The sequence below is a fragment of the Micromonospora sp. CB01531 genome, assembly GCF_001905095.1.
Taxonomy (GTDB): Bacteria; Actinomycetota; Actinomycetes; order Mycobacteriales; family Micromonosporaceae; genus Micromonospora.
Window position 1 is genome coordinate 133,949 of sequence record NZ_LWLS01000083.1, and the last position, 15,885, is coordinate 149,833.

Here is a 15,885-nt window from a genome sequence, read left to right on the forward strand (position 1 = left end):
GAGTCGTAACCGCCGCGATGTATCGGACCGATACATCGCACGTTAGCGGAGACAAATGATCAGGGCAAACCCTCGTTTACGCGGTCCTGTTGTCACGGATCGTGACGGCGGTCGCCTCGCCCGGCGGGGTCGCGTACCCTTTGCCGCATGCGTACGCAGCGCCAGGTCGTCGACTACTCGCTCCGGAAGCGAGCGGTGCTGCGTGACCTCCTCGCCAACCGGGTCGGCACGTACGACGTCTGCGATGCCTCGCCGTACCTGAAAAACGCTGCCCGGTTCCACGGCGAGCCCACCGAGGAGCGCTGCCCGATCTGTCGCAGCGAGAACCTCATCCACGTCCACTACATTTACGGCGACGAACTCAAGCAGTCTGCCGGCCAGGCGCGCAGCCGGGCCGAGCTGTCGATGCTGGCGATGACGCTGCGTGAGTTCCAGGTTTTCGTGGTGGAGGTGTGCCCCGGCTGCGACTGGAACCATCTCGTCGAGCAGTTCCTGCTCGGCCGGGACGGGCTGGCCGGCGGTACGGAGGACGGGTCGGAGCAGGGGGCGGTGAGCGGCTCGGCCGCGCCGACCGGCTCCACCCCTCGTCGAAGGCGAGAGGCGCAACGGTGAACTTGGCTGGTCCGGTCGCATCCGGCCCGATCTCCGGGCGGGACGACCGACAGCTTTCAGCTCAGATTAGTCCGATTAGGTCGGATTTGACGGCTGCGCCCCGGCAAGCCCGGGGTGTAGCGTCTCGTGTTCCAGCTCACGGCAACCGGGTGGCGGCGCCCTCGCGCCCCACCGCGAGCGGCAGGGTGTGAGGAATGAACTACGGCGATCCCAGTTCTTCGCGTGGGCGGGCCCAGATCCCGGGCCCGGGCGGCGACCCCGACTACGGCGGTGGCCCACACGGGAACGGCTGGTCATCCGGGTCCGAAGGCGGCGCCTCGGCCCGTGCCTCGGTGACGCCCCGGGGCTCTGCGTCCGGCGGGCGCGCCTCCGTCGGCGGCGCCGCCCCGGCGCCGCGCGGCGCCTCGGCTTCGGCCTCAATGGGCCAGGCCGGTGCGGGACGCGCCTCGGTGCCCGTCTCGCCGGCTCCTGGCGGTGCCTCCGGGCGGGCCGGCTCCGGCCGCGCCTCGGTGCCGGTGTCTCCCGCCGGCCCGGCGGGGCGCGCCTCGGTCGGCGCGGCCAGCGTAGGCACGGCCGGCCGGGCGAGCGTCGGCTCGGCATCCGTCGGTGGCCGGGCCACCGTGGCCCGGGCCGGTGTGCCCGGCATGGCGGGTGGCGGTCCGGGTGGGCCGGGCGGCCCGACCGGCCCCGGCCGGGGCGGTCGCGGCGGTCACGGCGACGACCCGGGCGCGCGGGCTCGGGCGAAGAAGCGCCGGCGGATCAACATGCTGATCGCCGGCTTCGCCGTTTTCATCATGCTCGCCGGCATCGGCGTCGTCGGCTTCACCTACTACTCGACGAACGTGATCCTGCCCCAGGACACCCCCCCACCGTTGGCCACCACGATCCTTTACAGCAACGGGTCGCAGATGGCCCGAGTGGGAGCGGAGAACCGCACCTTCGTCAACATCAAGGACGTCCCGGAATACGTGCAGAACGCGGTGGCCGCGGCGGAGGACCGGAACTTCTACCGGCACTCCGGGGTGGACTACAAGGGCATCGCGCGGGCCGCCTGGAACAACCTCACCGGCGGCGACAAGCAGGGCGCCTCGACCATCACCCAGCAGTACGCCCGCAACGCGTTCGACAACCTCAACCAGGACACGTACGCGCGCAAGGTGAAGGAGGCGATCCTCGCCTCCAAGCTGAACGACCGGTACTCCAAGCCGGAGATCATGCAGCACTACCTGAACGTGATCTACTTCGGCCGGGGCGCGTACGGCATCCAGGCGGCGGCGCAGACCTACTTCGGCAAGGACGTGTCGAAGCTGACCGTGGCGGAGGCGGCGGTGCTCGCGGCGCTGATCAAGCAGCCCGAGCCGAGCGCCACCCACCAGGGCTACGACCCGGCGATCAACCCGCAGGCCGCGTTGGACCGATGGAACTACGTCGTTCAGGGCATGATCACCGAGAAGTGGCTCGACGCGCCGGGTAAGCAGCCGCACCCTACCGAGTACCCCAAGACGTTGAAGCCCATGCCGAAGAACACCAGCGGGCTGACCAACGTGGGAAAGACCCCGAACGGCAACATCGTCAACTACGTCAAGAGCGAGCTGCGGGACCTCAAGCTCTGCACCGACGACGAGGCCGCCGCCACCCCGGACAAGCCGCTCTGTTCCCAGGCGTTGTCGAAGGGCGGCTACCGGATCACGACGACCATCGACCCGAAGATGCAGGAGGCCGCGCTGGAGGCGGCCCAGCGGGCCAAGAAGGGGTCGGAGCTCGACGGTCAGCCCAGCAACCTGATGGCCGCCCTGGTGTCCATCGACCCGCAGAGCGGCGAGGTGCGCGCCTACTACGGCGGCGACGACGGCACCGGCACCGACTATGCCGGCAAGAACAACGACAACGGTGTGATCAGCGGCGGCCACTCGCCGGGTTCGAGCTTCAAGATCTACACCCTCGCGGCGGCGCTCAATGCGGGTATCTCCCTCAAGTCGCGGTGGAAGGGCTCGGCGTTCACCCCGAAGGACATGGAGTTCAAGGTCAGCAACGCCGGCGCCGACAAGGTCACCTGCGGCGACTCCTGCACCCTCGAGGAATCGACGCTGAAGTCGCTGAACGTGCCGTTCTACTACATCACCGAGCAGATCGGCCCGGACAAGGTTGTCGACATGGCCAAGAAGGCCGGCGTCACGATGATGTGGCAGACCGACACCAACCCGGCGAAGGCGCACGACCTGACCAAGGCGGACCCGAAGGACGTGGCCCCGGATCCGTTCTTCCACGTCGTCGGCTACGGCCAATACCCGATCACGGTGCTGGACCACGCCAACGGCGTCGCGACCTTCGCCAACCAGGGCGTCTATCACAAGGCGCACTTCATCAAGAAGGTGGAGAAGCAAGACCAGACCGGCAAGTGGCGCATCCTCCCGGGCCCAAGCAAGAAGGGCGTGCAGCGGATTCCCAAGGACGTCGTGGCCGACGTGACCTCGGTGCTGGAGCAGTACCCTGGCAAGGTGAACCGCCGGCTCGACGACGGCCGGAAGGCCGCCGAGAAGACCGGTACCTGGGAACTGAACTCCAAGACGACCGCGAACGGCGACGCCTGGATGATTGGGTACACGCCCCAGCTCGCCACCGCCGTCTGGGTAGGCAACGTCAAGGACCGGAAGGCGATCAAGACCAAGGGCGGGGCCAACATCAGCGGTAAGGGCATGCCCGGTGCCATCTTCCAGCGGTTCATGAACGACGCGCTCAAGGGCAAGGAGAAGAAGGACTTCCCACCCGCCGAGCACGTCGGCAAGGACGACACCGGCAACGGTGAGGCGCCGCCCCCGCCCCCGCCCCCGGCGGGCTGTGACAACCCGCTCGGCGTGTTCTGCCAGGACAACGGCGGCAACAACGGTGGTGGCAACAACGGCGGAGGCAACAACGGCGGCGGCAACCCCGGCGGCTTCCCGGGCTTCCCGCCCGGACCCGGCAACGGCGGCGGTGGTGGTGGAGGCGGCATCCTGCCGAGCACACCTCCACGGCAGACCTACTGACCGCAGCACCTACGGCGGCGGCCGGACCACTGGTCCGGCCGCCGTCGGCGTATCCGGGCACCGGAAATCTGTGGTCGCGGCGGGACGCGAAGGCCCGACGTACGGCAGGATGCCTCTCCATGAGCACCCAGTCGACGGCAGGCATCGACGACACCGGGACTGTGGACCACCCGTCCCGCTCGGATGGCTTTGTGCGGGGCACCTCGGAACTGATCGGCGGCCCGCTGGGCGACCATGCCGCAGCCCTGGACCGGCCGGCGGGCGGCGAGCGACGGTTCTGGACGGCCGCCCGGATCGTGCTGGCCCTGGCCTGCCTGACGCTGGCGCTGCACTGGGTGCAGAAGTCGCCCTGCCAGGACGGCGCCTGGCAGAACAACACGCAGTACACCCGGATGTGCTACACGGATGTGCTCGCCCTGTACTACGCCGAAGGGCTGAACGAGGGCAAGGTGCCCTACGCCGACCACCCGGTGGAGTACCCCGTACTGACCGGCTACTTCATGGGCGCGCTCGGGCTGCCGGTGCACGCCCTCGGCGTGGACAACCCGAGCATCAACCAGGGGCGGTGGTTCTACAACCTCAACGCGCTGGTGCTCAGCGTCCTCGCGGTCGCCACCGTGGCGGTCATCCTCCGGCTGCGCCGCCGACGACCGTGGGACGCGGCGATGTTCGCGCTCGCCCCCGCGCTGCTGCTCACCGCCACCGTCAACTGGGACCTGCTCGCCGTCGGGCTGGCCGCGTTCGGGCTGCTGGCCTGGGCGCGTACCGGACCCGGCCGGTTCGGTGCCCTAATGGCCGCCCTGGCCGGGGTGCTGCTCGGGATCGGCGGCGCGGCGAAGCTGTGGCCGCTGTTCATCCTCGGGCCGATCCTGGTGCTCGCGGTCCGCGCCGGCCGGGTCCGAGCCGCCCTCCTGTCCGTCATCACGGCTGCGGTGACGGTCGTGGTGGTGAACTTGCCGGTGGCGATTCCCTACCGGGAGAACTGGGGGCGCTTCTTCGAGCTGAACACCACCCGGCCGATCGACTGGGGCACCCTCTGGTACATCGGCCGGTACCTGGACGGCAAGGTGAGCCCGGCAGCGCCCGGTGACCTCGGACCCTTCGAGTGGCTGAACGCCCACATCGCCACCCTCAACTGGGTGTCGTACCTGCTGTTCGGCCTGGCGTGCCTCGGCGTGGCCGCGCTGGCGTGGTTCGCCCCGCGCCGGCCCCGGCTCGCCCAGCTCGCCTTCCTGGTGGTCGCCGCCTTCCTGATTTTCAGCAAGGTGTGGTCGCAGCAGTTCGTGCTCTGGCTGCTCCCGCTCGCGGTGCTCGCCCGGCCGCGCTGGGGCGCGTTCCTGGCCTGGCAGGTCGCCGAGGTCTGCTACTTCGCCGCCTTCTACGGCGAGCTGCTCGGCGCGGCGACCGGCCGGCCGGTCTTCCCCGAGGGGGTCTTCGTGCTGGCCGCCAGCCTGCGCCTGATCACCGTCGCGGTGCTCTGCGGCCTGGTGATCCGCGACATCCTGCGCCCGGAGCGGGACGCGGTCCGGGCCACCTACGCCGACGACCCGGACGGCGGCGTCCTCAACGGTGCCGAAGACGCCCTCTGGTTCGTCCGGTGGCGCCACCGCCCCGCAGCCACAAACCGTCCCGCCGAGCCCGTCACCGCCTGACCGCCGGGAGCCGGCTGGGCTCCCGGCAATCCCGCCCCAACAGATCTACTCAAGACGGAAGACGACGGCGTCACCGACCTCTGTGCGAGTCACCCCCAGCCCGTCGGAAGGTCGGTCGAGAAGCCCCTCCCACGGCGTGCCGGCGAGCTTCCCGGGCAACACGACCACGTTCTTCACCCCGAGCTCGCGCAGGTAGGCGATGCTGGGCTGGTCGGGGAAGCTGACGACGGCGTCGCGGACCCGGGCCTGGCTGTCCGGGGTGAAGCCACTGCCGCCGTTGACCATCTCCTGGAACCGGCTGGTCGACCAGAGCATCACCGGCTGGTCGAGGTTCTGGCTGCTGGGCAGGACCAGCAGCGGGCCGTCGACCGTACGCATCGCCGCCGGCTGCGCCGGCACGACCGGATGCGGGGTGACATTTAGCCCTTCGACGATCACCAGCAGCAGGGGCAGCAGGGTGGCCAGGCGCAGCCACGGGCCGGGCCACGGTGGGACCCGCTCGGCGGCCACCTCGCGTACCCGGGCGCAGAACGCGGTGACCGCACCCGCCGCGAGCAGGCCGAGCAGGAGGGTGGTCCAGAGCATCATCCGGCCCGGGGTCCGCAGCCCGTTCCAGCCGGGCAGGTAGTCGAACAGCGGCACGTAGCTGAACCGGCCGCCGAAGAACCGCGTGCCCATGGCCAGGAGCATCGTCACCAGCACCCCGGCGAGCAGGAAGAGCCGGTGCCGGACCCGCCAGACGGAGAAGAAGAGCCCGCCGGCAGCCAGGGCGTACAGCGCGAAGCCGGGCAGCAGCGTCATCTCGGGGTGCCAGGGCAGCACCGCTCGCGCCCCCTCGTGCAGCGGACCCCAGATCCGCGACTCGGCCGGGGCGGTGAAGAAGCCGCTCACCGGTGGCGAGTAGATCTCGATGTCGGCTAGCGTCCGGGCCGCGTTCGGGTGTTGCTGCGCAACGGTGAAGTACGGCAACGCCAACAGCGCGCCCACCGCGGCGAAGAGCAGCCCGCCGAATACGTCGGCGAGGAGCAGCCGCCATCCGAACGGGCGCTTCACCCGCCGGACCAGCCAGCGCCGGGCGAACCAGAGCACGGCCGAGACCAGCACGATGCCGGCCAGCAGGTACGCGAACGGCAGCCCGATGCCGAAGCCCAGGCTGAGCTGCCACGCCGCCACCAGCCAGCCGGTGAACGCCCAACCGGCGTGGCGGCGGTGCGGACGGTAGCCGTGGCGCAGGGACCAGCCGTGGCCCCGGGCGAGCATCGCCAGCGCCAGCGGGATGCCACCGTTCGAGAGGATGTGCAGGTGCCCGGCCTGGGCGAGCAGCCACGGGGCGTACGCGTAGCCGGCACCGGCCACCGCGGCCCCGATCCGGCCCGCGCCCAGCTGCCGGGCCAGCGCGTACGCCCCGAGCGTGGCGAGCGCGTGCGCCAGCACGAACATGATGTTGTAGCGCAGTACGGCGGCCTCGGGACCGTGACCGAGCATGCCGGCCGGGGCGTACCCGAGCAGGGTGTCGGAGAAGGCGAAGCTCCAGGACTCGGGGAAGAAGCTGTTCGAGTGCCAGAGCTGGGCCGGGTTGGTCAGCAGGATGTGCCCGGACCAGGCCATCTGCCAGGCCTGGAGGCTCGGGTCCCAGTAGTCCTGCGGCAGCGTGTAGTTCGGGTAGCGCAGCGTGGGCCAGGTCATCAGGACGGCCAGCGCCAGCGAGGCGACGGTGGCCAGGGTCCACTCGTGGATCAGGAAGCGGCCCACCGCGCGGACCGCCCGGCGGGGCCGGGTGAGCACCGGGTCCGGAGCGGGGCCGAAGGCGGACCACGGATCGGCCGGCGTGTCCGACTTGCCGTCGGCCTTCGTTCCGGACGCGTCGGCCTTGCCGGACGCGTCGGCGGCGGTGTCGTCGCGGCCAGCCTTTCCGGTCGGCTTTGCGGCGGACTTCCCGGTGCCGTTCCCGTCGGTCGGCTGAGCCGTCCCGTCCGCCTCACCGCCGGCGGATTTCGAGGTGGCGGGCTCGGTGGTCAACTCCTTCGTCGACGTGGCGGCTTGACCCGTGGCCGGCTCTTCCGCCGGCGTGGCGGTGTCCGCGCCCGGCTGCCGGATGACCGGTTCGGGCGTCGCCGCGGCGGAGCCGTCCGGGTCGCTGCCGCCGGCGGTCGGCTGGGAGTCGCTGCCGGCCGGGCGGGCGCCGTCGGTGGTGTCGGACTGCTCGGTGGTCATGCCGCCTTGCCCAACTGCTCCCGCAGGAAGGCGATGTCCGCCGCCTGGCCCGCGGCGCCGCCCGGGGTCTCCACGATGACCGGCGCGCCGGCCGCCCGGATCACCGCCACCACCAACTCGGGGTCGATGGTCCCGCCGGTCAGGTTGTCGTGCCGGTCCTGCCCCGAGTTGAAGGCGCCCTTGGAGTTGTTCGCGTGGATCAGGTCGATCCGGCCGGTGATCGCCTTCACCCGGTCCACCAGCCCGAGCAGTTCCTCGCCGCCGGCGTACGCGTGGCAGGTGTCCAGGCAGAAGCCCACCTCGTAGTCGGCGAGGGCGTCCCAGAGCCGGGCCAGGGCGTCGAGGTGACGGGCGCAGGCGTTGTCACCGCCAGCAGTGTTCTCGATCAGGAGCGGGAGCGGGAAGCCGCCCGACTCCGCGGCGTACGCGAAGGTCTTGCGCCAGTTGTCGAAGCCGGCGGCGAGGTCGCCGCCGGCGTTGACGTGGCCGCCGTGCACGATCAGGCCCTTGGCGCCGACGGCCGCCGCGGCGGTGGCGTGGCCGAGGACCAGCTTGCGGCTGGGGATGCGGATCCGGTTGTTCAGGGTGGCCACGTTGATGACGTACGGCGCGTGGACGTAGAGGTCGACGCCCGCGTCACGCAGCCGGTCGGCGTCCTCCCGTGGCTTCGGGGCCTTCCAACCCTGTGGGTCGGCGAGGAAGAACTGCACGGCCTCGGCGTCCCGGGCGGCGGCCTCGGCCAACGGGTCGGACGGATCGACGTGGGCTCCGATTCGCATGCAGGGCAGCCTACGTCGCGGCCCTGACGAGCGGGGTGACCGCAGCCGACCGGCGTACCGGCGGCGGCGCCTGACGGGCGCGTCGCGCCGGGCGTCACCCGCCGGCCGGGCGCTCGTTTTCCAGGTGGGATCGACGGTCAACCCTGCACCCGGGCCCGGGTCCACAGCGGGTACTGGTGCAGGGGAGACCCCCGGAAACGGGACGCCCCGCCGTGCGGCCCGGCACGACGGGGCGGGATCCTCCGACTCGTCAGACCCGACGGCCAAGCATTCGGTCGCTGGGGCAAATTCCTCCATTTCCCCCAAGTGGTGACGAGAGTCGTTGTATGGTCAGACCAGATGACAACACGATAAAGCTCCGCGGGGCGTCCTCGATCCAACCTCATCGGTGTGGTCGTTCCTCCCCAGGTCCCACCCAAGGAATGCGGACGGGACGCCCCGCGGCCCTGTGGACAGGGGCCCACCACCGGTACGCGACGCCGGAGGTGGGCCCCTGTCGCCGCGCCCGGGCGCCGCGCACGACCGGCCCGGGCATGATCGTCCGGACCGGGTATCCTGGTCCGGTTGTCCGCGCCCGGCCGGGTTCCCCCGCTGCCGGTCACGGGCCACGACGCACGACCTCCTGCCACGGAAGGACCGTGGCCGCTTAGCCCACAGGAGGTGAGCACGTCTTGCGTCATTACGAGATCATGGTGATCCTCGACCCCAGCCTCGAGGAGCGCACCGTCGCCCCGTCGCTCGACACGTACCTGAACGTGATCCGGACCGCGGGTGGCTCGGTGGAGAAGACCGACGTGTGGGGCCGCCGGCGCCTCGCGTACGAGATCAGCAAGAAGGCCGAGGGCATCTACGCCGTCATCGACCTCCAGGCAACGCCTGAGGCGGTGGCCGAGCTGGACCGTCAGCTGCGGCTCAACGAGTCCGTGCTGCGCACCAAGGTCATCCGTCCGGAGATGCGCTGACATTCGACCCGGCACGTCTGGATCAAGCCTCATCGATGGTGTCGGAGGGCTCTGAGAGCCTGTAGGGCAACACGATGAGTGCGCGAGGAGATGGTCATGGCAGGAGACACCACCATCACGGTCATCGGCAACCTGACCGATGACCCCGAGTTGCGGTTCACCCCCTCCGGGGCGGCCGTCGCCAAGTTCCGGGTCGCCTCGACGCCCCGCTTCATGGACAAGGCGTCCGGCGAGTGGAAGGACGGCGAGCCGCTGTTCCTCTCGTGCACGGTCTGGCGGCAGGCCGCCGAGAACGTCGCCGAGTCGCTGCAGCGCGGCGCCCGGGTGATCGTGTCCGGCCGGCTGCGTCAGCGGTCGTACGAGACCCGCGAGGGTGAGAAGCGCACCGTCATCGAGCTGGAGGTCGACGAGATCGGCCCGTCGCTGCGCTACGCCACGGCGAAGGTGCAGAAGATGTCCCGCTCGGGTGGCGGTGGCGGCTTCGGTGGTGGTGGCGGCCAGGGCGGCGGCGGAGGCAACTTCGACGACCCCTGGGCCTCGGCTGCCCCGGCTCCCTCGCGCGGTGGTTCGGGCGGCGGAAACTTCGACGAGGAGCCCCCGTTCTAATGGCGCCGAGCGCCCGCGATCGCAAACCAGGAGCAAGAGCAATGGCCAAGGCTGCGGCACTGCGCAAGCCGAAGAAGAAGGTGAACCCGCTCGACAAGGACGGGATCACCTACATCGATTACAAGGACACCGCGCTGCTGCGCAAGTTCATCTCCGACCGCGGCAAGATCCGCGCTCGGCGGGTGACCGGCGTTACCTCGCAGCAGCAGCGGCAGATCGCCCGTGCGGTCAAGAACGCCCGCGAGATGGCGCTCCTGCCGTACACGGCCACGACCCGCTGAGAGGAGGCACGGACATGAAGATCATCCTGACTCAGGAGGTGTCCGGCCTCGGCACTCCGGGCGACATCGTCGAGGTGAAGAACGGCTACGGCCGTAACTACCTGCTGCCGCAGGGCTTCGCGATCGCCTGGACCAAGGGCGCGGAGAAGCAGGTCACGGTCATCAAGCGGGCCCGCTCGGCCCGGGAGATCCGCGACCTCGGCCACGCCAACGAGGTCAAGGCCCAGATCGAGGGCCTGAAGGTCAACCTGAAGGCCCGCGCCGGCGACGGCGGCCGGCTCTTCGGCTCGGTCACCCCGGCCGAGGTCGTCGAGGCCGTCAAGGCCGCCGGTGGTCCGAGCCTGGACCGCCGCCGGCTGGAACTGCCCGGTCACATCAAGTCGACCGGCTCCTACCCGGTGAGCATCAAGCTGCACCCGGAGGTGACCGCCAAGTTCAACCTGAACGTCACCCCGAGCTGACAGCGGACAGCACGACGGAAGGGCCCGCACCGGGAGACCGGTGCGGGCCCTTCCGCATGCTCCTGCGGGGCCGCCCGGCGCTGGTGGTCAGCGAGTTTGCGACAACTCCAGCTCGGCGCGTCTTACGCCGCGACCTGGAGCCGCCGTCCGGCGAATCCGCCGTTGTCGATCAGCCGATCGGCTGGCCGGTCACCACGCTGATCATCACCGTCGGCAGGCCACCGACCGCCGCCGCCGCCGGCGCCACCGTCCCCGGCCGCCACGTCGTCCCGAAACCGCGCAGCACCACCGCGACGACCAGGCTGCTCAGCAGCGCCATCCCGAACCGCGGCGCACCCGCGACCAGCGAGGCGAACGCGTGCGCCCGCGGCGAGTCACAACCCCCGCCGGTGATGTCCGTGACGCATCCCGCTGGGGCCTGCCCGTCGAGGAACAGCAGCCCCACGAAGACCAGCAGCGCGGGCATCAGATAACAGGCGGCGGTGTAGACCAGCGACCGGACCGGACCGCCCGTGTCCGGATCCAGCAGGTTGTCCTCGGTCCGGCGGTGCCACGACCCGCCGCCACCCGTGGGATCGTCACCGGCCAGCCGGGTCCCCGACCAGAATCCCTTTGCCTGCTCCGGCGACGCCCAGCCCTCCCGGACCGGCTTCGGCGGCATCGTGCGGTCCCACTGGTCGACCTCGGCGTACCGGCCCCACTCGCCGGTGTCGGTGAGCCGGTCCCGCTCGCCGGTGTGCTCCGTCCGGTCCCAGCGGTCCGCGTCATCCGCCTGGTCCCACCGGCTCGTGGCCGAACGGCCCCAGGCGTGCACACCCGAGGCGTCCCACGGATCGACCGCCGGCGGCGCCACCGGATCAGGCTCGGCCGACCGGCCCCGTTCCCACGGGTCCACCGCCGGCCGGGACCAGGACTCCGAGGCCGCCCGCCGGCTCCGCCCGGCATCCGACCGGGCCTCCTCCCCGCCCGAGGTGGTGCTGTCCGCCAGGCCCGAGGTCACCTGCGGCCGGCGCAACTGCGCGCGGCGCGGCCGGCTCCGCACGGCCGGCCCGGACACCGGCTCGTCCTCGGTGGACTCGGCCCGCCGGCTCCCGACGTACCCCTGCTCCTGCGGGGTGTCCAGGGTCCACTCGGCGGTGTGCTCGCCGGCCGGGCCGGCGTCGATGGCCGGCAGCCCGCGCCGGCCAGCCTCCCGGCGCCATCCGACGTCCGCCCGCCAGCCGTCAGCCGGGTACGGCGGCTCGACGTCGTCATCGTCGTCGGGGGCGGCGTGCCGGCCTCTGCCGTCCGCCCGGCGGACGCCCGACTCCACCGCCCATTGCGGAAGGTACGTGTCCACCGGCTCCTGCTGGCCGCGCTCGATGGCGCGGCGGCGGCTCGGGGTGCGGTAGTGCTCGGGCGCCGCCGAGCTGGAGGGGACCGGGAACGACTCGGCGGGCTCGTCCCACGGGGAGGTCGGCTGGCGCTCGCGCGGGCTGCCCTCCCCGCCTCCCCAGTCCCGGTGTCTCACGGCCGGAGCGTGACCCTTCTCAACCGAAAGTGCAATCCGCTGTCCAGGTGTAGCCGTTCGCGGTGATGGTACGGGACGAACGGTGCCCAGGCCCGACCGGAAATCTGTCGTCCACAGGCTGTGGATTGCAAAGCCACAGGTCAGAGGCGGTCGAGCCAGAATTCTCCATGACTTATCCACACCCTGTGCACACGCTGCGCACATGTCCGGCCCCGGGCGTCCACAGGTTGTCCCGAGGCTCGTCCACCGGCATTGTTGAGGGTCTGACCTCGGGTTCCGTATCGTGGTCCCCCGACCGTCCGGGCGGTGGCCCCCGATCGACCGGAGGGTCGTCGGAGATGTCATACCCCGGCGGTAGAGCTGGACTCGATCCGACGCAGCGAGGGGGGACCCGTGTCGGTCACCGACGACGCGCGGACGGAGCGGACCGGGGGGCCGCCGCCCGCGCAGGCACAACGGGACGCGCAGTTCGAGAAGACCCCGCCTCAGGACGTGGCCGCTGAGCAGTGCGTTCTCGGCGGCATGCTGCTCTCCAAGGACGCCATCGCCGATGTCGTGGAGATCCTGAAGTCCAACGACTTCTACCGCCCCGTGCACGCCACCATCTTCGACGCGATCCTCGACATCTACGGCCGGGGCGAGCCGGCCGACCCGATCACCGTCGCCGCCGCCCTGGCCGACTCCGGCGACCTGGCCCGGATCGGCGGCGCGCCCTACCTGCACACGCTGATCGCCAGCGTGCCCACCGCCGCCAACGCCGCCTACTACGCGCGCATCGTCGGCGAGCGCGCGGTGCTGCGCCGGCTGGTCGAGGCCGGCACCAAGATCGTCCAACTCGGGTACGGCACCGGCCAGGGCGGCAGCCGGGACGTCGACGACATCGTCGACCTCGCCCAGCAGGCCGTCTACGAGGTGACCGAGAAGCGGGTCAGCGAGGATTTCGCCATCCTGGCCGACATGCTCCAGCCGACGCTGGACGAGATCGAGGCCGTGGGTGCCCAGGGCGGCGTGATGACCGGGGTGCCCACCGGCTTCAGCGACCTTGATCGACTGTTGAACGGCCTGCACCCGGGCCAACTCATCATCGTGGCCGGCAGGCCTGGTTTGGGCAAGTCAACGGCAAGTATGGATTTTGCCCGGAATGCCTCTATTCGCTCCAACCACGCGTCGGCGATCTTCTCGCTGGAAATGAGCAAGGTCGAGATCGTCATGCGACTCCTCTCGGCCGAGGCGCGCGTACCGCTGCACGTGCTGCGCAGCGGCCAGCTCTCCGACGACGACTGGACCAAGCTGGCCCGCTGCATGGGCGAGATCAGTGAGGCGCCGCTCTTCGTGGACGACACGCCGAGCATGAACCTGATGGAGATCCGGGCCAAGGCGCGCCGGCTCAAGCAGAAGCACGACCTCAAGCTGATCGTGGTCGACTACCTCCAGCTGATGACCTCGCCCAAGCGCACCGAGAGCCGGCAGCAGGAGGTGGCCGACCTCTCCCGTGGCCTCAAGCTGCTGGCCAAGGAGGTCGAGTGCCCGGTGATCGCGGTGAGCCAGCTGAACCGTGGCCCCGAGCAGCGCACCGACAAGCGACCCCAGTTGTCCGACTTGCGTGAATCAGGCTCAATTGAGCAGGATGCCGACGTTGTCATCCTGCTGCACCGGGACGACTACTACGACAAGGAGTCGCCGCGGGCCGGGGAAGCCGACTTCATCGTTGCCAAACACAGGAATGGCCCCACCGACACCGTGACGGTCGCGGCCCAGCTGCACCTGTCCCGCTTCGTCGACATGGCCATCGTCTGACATGGTGTCGGCGGGGAGATGCTGCGCCGGGCGTTGACCGTGGCGGAGGTCGCCGAGGTGGCGGCGTTCCTGGCCTCGGATCGGGCGAGCGGGATGACCGGCACGGTGGCCAACGTCAGCGTTGGTGCGGTGCAGGACTGACGGTGAGGCTCAGCCGAGCAGCGGGAACCAGCCGGCGGATTCGCCCAGGTCCCGCCGGTCGCGGTCGGTGAGCGGGAGCCGGCCGGTGGCCTTGAGCAGGTACTCCCGGTTGTCCCAGCCGGTCGGCCGGACCGCGTCGTCGCTGAGCAGGCCGTCGACGGTGGTCACCGCGACGCCGACGGCGGCGGCGCCGGGTGGGGGTGCGTCCGGCAGATCGACCACCAGGTCGAGGTGGTGGACGACGGCCTCCGTGGTGAGGGTGGCCAGCAGATCGGGTACGGCGATCACCTGGCCCTGGGTGGTGACGCAGGCGTGCGGATCAGCGCCGTGTACGGCCACGCCGGCCGCGCGGACGGCGGCGGGGGCGGTGTCGCACCAGAGCCGCACCACCCCGCTGGGCCGGTCGAAGGCGGCGGCCGAGCGGCGGACCCACCAGGCGTGCCGCACGCTGGCCTCGTCGCCGCCTCCCGGGGTGAACGCGCGCCAGTAGCTGACGTCGTCCACGTCGGCCGGGCGGTCGGCGGGGCTGGCGAGCGCGACCAGGGCCCGCTGGGCGTCGCAGAGGATGTGGAAGAGCAGGTCGGCGACGAGCCATCCCCGGCAGCGGGTCGGTCGTTGCAGGTCGGCGTCGTCGAGATCGGCGACCACTCGGGTGATGCCGTCGTAGGCCTGCGCCAGGGCGATGTGCTGCCCGGTGGGCTTCATGGGGGTGAGCGTCGCACACGAAACGCCGCGCGGCACCTCGACCGAGGTGCCGCGCGGGCGGGCCGGGGTGTGCCCCGGCCCGGCCGGGTACCGGTCAGTCGAAGAGTTCGCCGAGGAAGCCGTGGCGCTTCTTGCGGCGGTAGTGGCCGTGGTAGCCGTGGTGCTGGCCGTGGCCGTACGCGGGCTGCGCGTAGCCGTGGCCGGGCGGCGGCGGAGGGGGCGGGACGGCGCCGTAGCCGGGCTGGTGCGGGGCGGCGGCGGGTGGCGGTGGGGGCGGCGGGGCGTAGCCGCCGGCGGCCGGGGCTGCCGGCTGGGGGGTGTGCTGCTGGTTCCAGTTCGCCTCGGCCTCGAACAGCTTCTCGAGCTCGCCGCGGTCGAGGAAGATGCCTCGGCACTCGCCGCACTGGTCGATGATCACTCCGCTGCGCTCGTACTGGCGCATTTCGCCATGACATTTGGGACAGGTGAGCTGCATGGCACCGACGGTACCCGGTGACCTCACGCGGTGGCCTTCAGCGTTTCCGTCACCTCGCTGTCGGAGACCTCGTGGAAGTCCTCGTAGTACGCGCCGACCGCCATGAAGTCGGGCGGCGTCTCCAGAATGATCACCTGGTCGGCCTCGCCGGCCAGCATCTCGTACGCCTCTCGGGAGCCCACCGGCACGGCCACGACGACCCGGGCCGCACCGAGATGGCGGGCGACCTGCACGGCGGCGCGGGCGGTGGCGCCGGTGGCCAGCCCGTCGTCGGCGATGACCGCCGTTCGCCCGGTGAGGTCGAGCGGCGGCCGGCCGGCCCGGTACAGGCCCTCGCGGCGCTCCAGTTCGGCCTGTTCCCGCTGCCGGACCTCAGCTTTGTCGACCTCGCTGAGCCGGTTCGCGACCATCTCGTTGAGCACCTGCACGCCGCCGGGGCCGAGCGCGCCGTACGCCACCTCGGGTGCGTACGGCACGCCGAGCTTGCGGACCACCAGCACGTCGAGGGGCACGCCGAGCCGTTCAGCGATCACCCGGGCGACCTCCACGCCGCCGCGTACCAGCCCGAGCACGATGACCCCCGGCCGCCCGGCGAGGTCGGTGAGCTTGTCGGCGAGCATGCGGCCCGCCTCGGCCCGATCGCGATAGGTGGTCATGTCCTCAG

The 15,885-nt window shown here is 71.1% G+C and carries 15 protein-coding genes; 9 read left to right on the forward strand and 6 right to left on the reverse strand.

What is annotated here, in order from left to right:
* Positions 1-147 precede the first annotated feature (147 nt).
* The 3 genes from A6A27_RS24495 (at position 148) to A6A27_RS24505 (ending at position 5,290) form a co-directional block, all read left to right on the forward strand.
* Positions 148-612 (forward strand): DUF5318 domain-containing protein, encoded by a 465-nt coding sequence (locus A6A27_RS24495; protein ID WP_073836987.1) that lies wholly within the window; start codon positions 148-150, stop codon positions 610-612.
* 194 nt (positions 613-806) lie between these two features.
* A complete protein-coding gene (locus A6A27_RS24500) occupies positions 807-3,638 on the forward strand; it encodes a transglycosylase domain-containing protein (protein ID WP_073836988.1) in 2,832 nt (943 codons plus the stop codon).
* Positions 3,639-3,757: 119 nt separating this feature from the next.
* Positions 3,758-5,290, forward strand: a complete 1,533-nt coding sequence (locus A6A27_RS24505; RefSeq protein ID WP_073836989.1) for a glycosyltransferase family 87 protein — start codon at positions 3,758-3,760, stop codon at positions 5,288-5,290.
* 45 nt (positions 5,291-5,335) lie between these two features.
* Here the strand turns inward: A6A27_RS24505 and A6A27_RS24510 are convergent, their stop codons facing one another.
* The gene (locus A6A27_RS24510; protein ID WP_073836990.1) at positions 5,336-7,504 is read right to left on the reverse strand and encodes a hypothetical protein; all 2,169 of its coding nucleotides are present in this window, start codon (positions 7,502-7,504) and stop codon (positions 5,336-5,338) included.
* Positions 7,501-8,283 (reverse strand): deoxyribonuclease IV, encoded by a 783-nt coding sequence (locus tag A6A27_RS24515; protein WP_073836991.1) that lies wholly within the window; start codon positions 8,281-8,283, stop codon positions 7,501-7,503. The genes A6A27_RS24510 and A6A27_RS24515 overlap by 4 nt, the downstream gene beginning before the upstream one ends.
* A 671-nt stretch (positions 8,284-8,954) precedes the next feature.
* On the opposite strand from A6A27_RS24515, the gene rpsF reads away from it, so the two are divergent.
* The 4 genes from rpsF (at position 8,955) to rplI (ending at position 10,593) form a co-directional block, all read left to right on the forward strand.
* Positions 8,955-9,245 (forward strand): 30S ribosomal protein S6, encoded by a 291-nt coding sequence (gene rpsF / locus A6A27_RS24520; RefSeq protein ID WP_073836992.1) that lies wholly within the window; start codon positions 8,955-8,957, stop codon positions 9,243-9,245.
* A 78-nt stretch (positions 9,246-9,323) separates the two neighbouring features.
* Complete coding sequence (locus A6A27_RS24525; protein WP_198940427.1) at positions 9,324-9,851, forward strand: single-stranded DNA-binding protein; 528 nt, start codon at positions 9,324-9,326, stop codon at positions 9,849-9,851.
* Between the two features lie 41 nt (positions 9,852-9,892).
* Positions 9,893-10,132 carry a 30S ribosomal protein S18 gene (gene rpsR, locus A6A27_RS24530; protein ID WP_013289355.1) on the forward strand — a complete coding sequence of 80 codons (240 nt, stop codon included), beginning with the start codon at positions 9,893-9,895 and terminating at the stop codon, positions 10,130-10,132.
* Positions 10,133-10,146: 14 nt separating this feature from the next.
* Complete coding sequence (gene rplI / locus A6A27_RS24535; protein ID WP_073836993.1) at positions 10,147-10,593, forward strand: 50S ribosomal protein L9; 447 nt, start codon at positions 10,147-10,149, stop codon at positions 10,591-10,593.
* A gap of 169 nt (positions 10,594-10,762) precedes the next feature.
* Here rplI and A6A27_RS24540 read toward each other — a convergent pair whose 3' ends face one another.
* On the reverse strand, positions 10,763-12,103 hold the full coding sequence (locus tag A6A27_RS24540; RefSeq protein ID WP_073836994.1) for a hypothetical protein: 1,341 nt from the start codon (positions 12,101-12,103) through the stop codon (positions 10,763-10,765).
* A gap of 393 nt (positions 12,104-12,496) precedes the next feature.
* Here A6A27_RS24540 and dnaB point away from each other — a divergent pair, with 393 nt between their 5' ends.
* The gene (gene dnaB, locus A6A27_RS24545) at positions 12,497-13,900 is read left to right on the forward strand and encodes a replicative DNA helicase (protein WP_073836995.1); all 1,404 of its coding nucleotides are present in this window, start codon (positions 12,497-12,499) and stop codon (positions 13,898-13,900) included.
* Between the two features lie 18 nt (positions 13,901-13,918).
* Positions 13,919-14,041 (forward strand): SDR family oxidoreductase, encoded by a 123-nt coding sequence (locus tag A6A27_RS24550; protein WP_083672820.1) that lies wholly within the window; start codon positions 13,919-13,921, stop codon positions 14,039-14,041.
* 9 nt (positions 14,042-14,050) lie between these two features.
* Here the strand turns inward: A6A27_RS24550 and A6A27_RS24555 are convergent, their stop codons facing one another.
* The 3 genes from A6A27_RS24555 to A6A27_RS24565 all read right to left on the reverse strand — a co-directional run bounded on the left by A6A27_RS24555 (position 14,051) and on the right by A6A27_RS24565 (position 15,877).
* Complete coding sequence (locus tag A6A27_RS24555) at positions 14,051-14,746, reverse strand: maleylpyruvate isomerase N-terminal domain-containing protein (RefSeq protein ID WP_073836996.1); 696 nt, start codon at positions 14,744-14,746, stop codon at positions 14,051-14,053.
* 94 nt (positions 14,747-14,840) lie between these two features.
* Positions 14,841-15,221 (reverse strand): TFIIB-type zinc ribbon-containing protein, encoded by a 381-nt coding sequence (locus tag A6A27_RS24560; protein ID WP_073836997.1) that lies wholly within the window; start codon positions 15,219-15,221, stop codon positions 14,841-14,843.
* A gap of 23 nt (positions 15,222-15,244) precedes the next feature.
* A complete protein-coding gene (locus A6A27_RS24565) occupies positions 15,245-15,877 on the reverse strand; it encodes a phosphoribosyltransferase (protein ID WP_073836998.1) in 633 nt (210 codons plus the stop codon).
* Positions 15,878-15,885 lie beyond the last annotated feature (8 nt).

Coding starts and splice junctions, on each gene's coding strand:
- A6A27_RS24495 (WP_073836987.1), top strand. CDS start 148: ATGCGTACGCAGCGCCAGGTCGTCGACTACTCGCTCCGGAAGCGAGCG.
- A6A27_RS24500 (WP_073836988.1), top strand. CDS start 807: ATGAACTACGGCGATCCCAGTTCTTCGCGTGGGCGGGCCCAGATCCCG.
- A6A27_RS24505 (WP_073836989.1), top strand. CDS start 3,758: ATGAGCACCCAGTCGACGGCAGGCATCGACGACACCGGGACTGTGGAC.
- A6A27_RS24510 (WP_073836990.1), bottom strand. CDS start 7,504: ATGACCACCGAGCAGTCCGACACCACCGACGGCGCCCGCCCGGCCGGC.
- A6A27_RS24515 (WP_073836991.1), bottom strand. CDS start 8,283: ATGCGAATCGGAGCCCACGTCGATCCGTCCGACCCGTTGGCCGAGGCC.
- rpsR (WP_013289355.1), top strand. CDS start 9,893: ATGGCCAAGGCTGCGGCACTGCGCAAGCCGAAGAAGAAGGTGAACCCG.
- rplI (WP_073836993.1), top strand. CDS start 10,147: ATGAAGATCATCCTGACTCAGGAGGTGTCCGGCCTCGGCACTCCGGGC.
- A6A27_RS24550 (WP_083672820.1), top strand. CDS start 13,919: ATGCTGCGCCGGGCGTTGACCGTGGCGGAGGTCGCCGAGGTGGCGGCG.
- A6A27_RS24555 (WP_073836996.1), bottom strand. CDS start 14,746: ATGAAGCCCACCGGGCAGCACATCGCCCTGGCGCAGGCCTACGACGGC.
- A6A27_RS24560 (WP_073836997.1), bottom strand. CDS start 15,221: ATGCAGCTCACCTGTCCCAAATGTCATGGCGAAATGCGCCAGTACGAG.
- A6A27_RS24565 (WP_073836998.1), bottom strand. CDS start 15,877: ATGACCACCTATCGCGATCGGGCCGAGGCGGGCCGCATGCTCGCCGAC.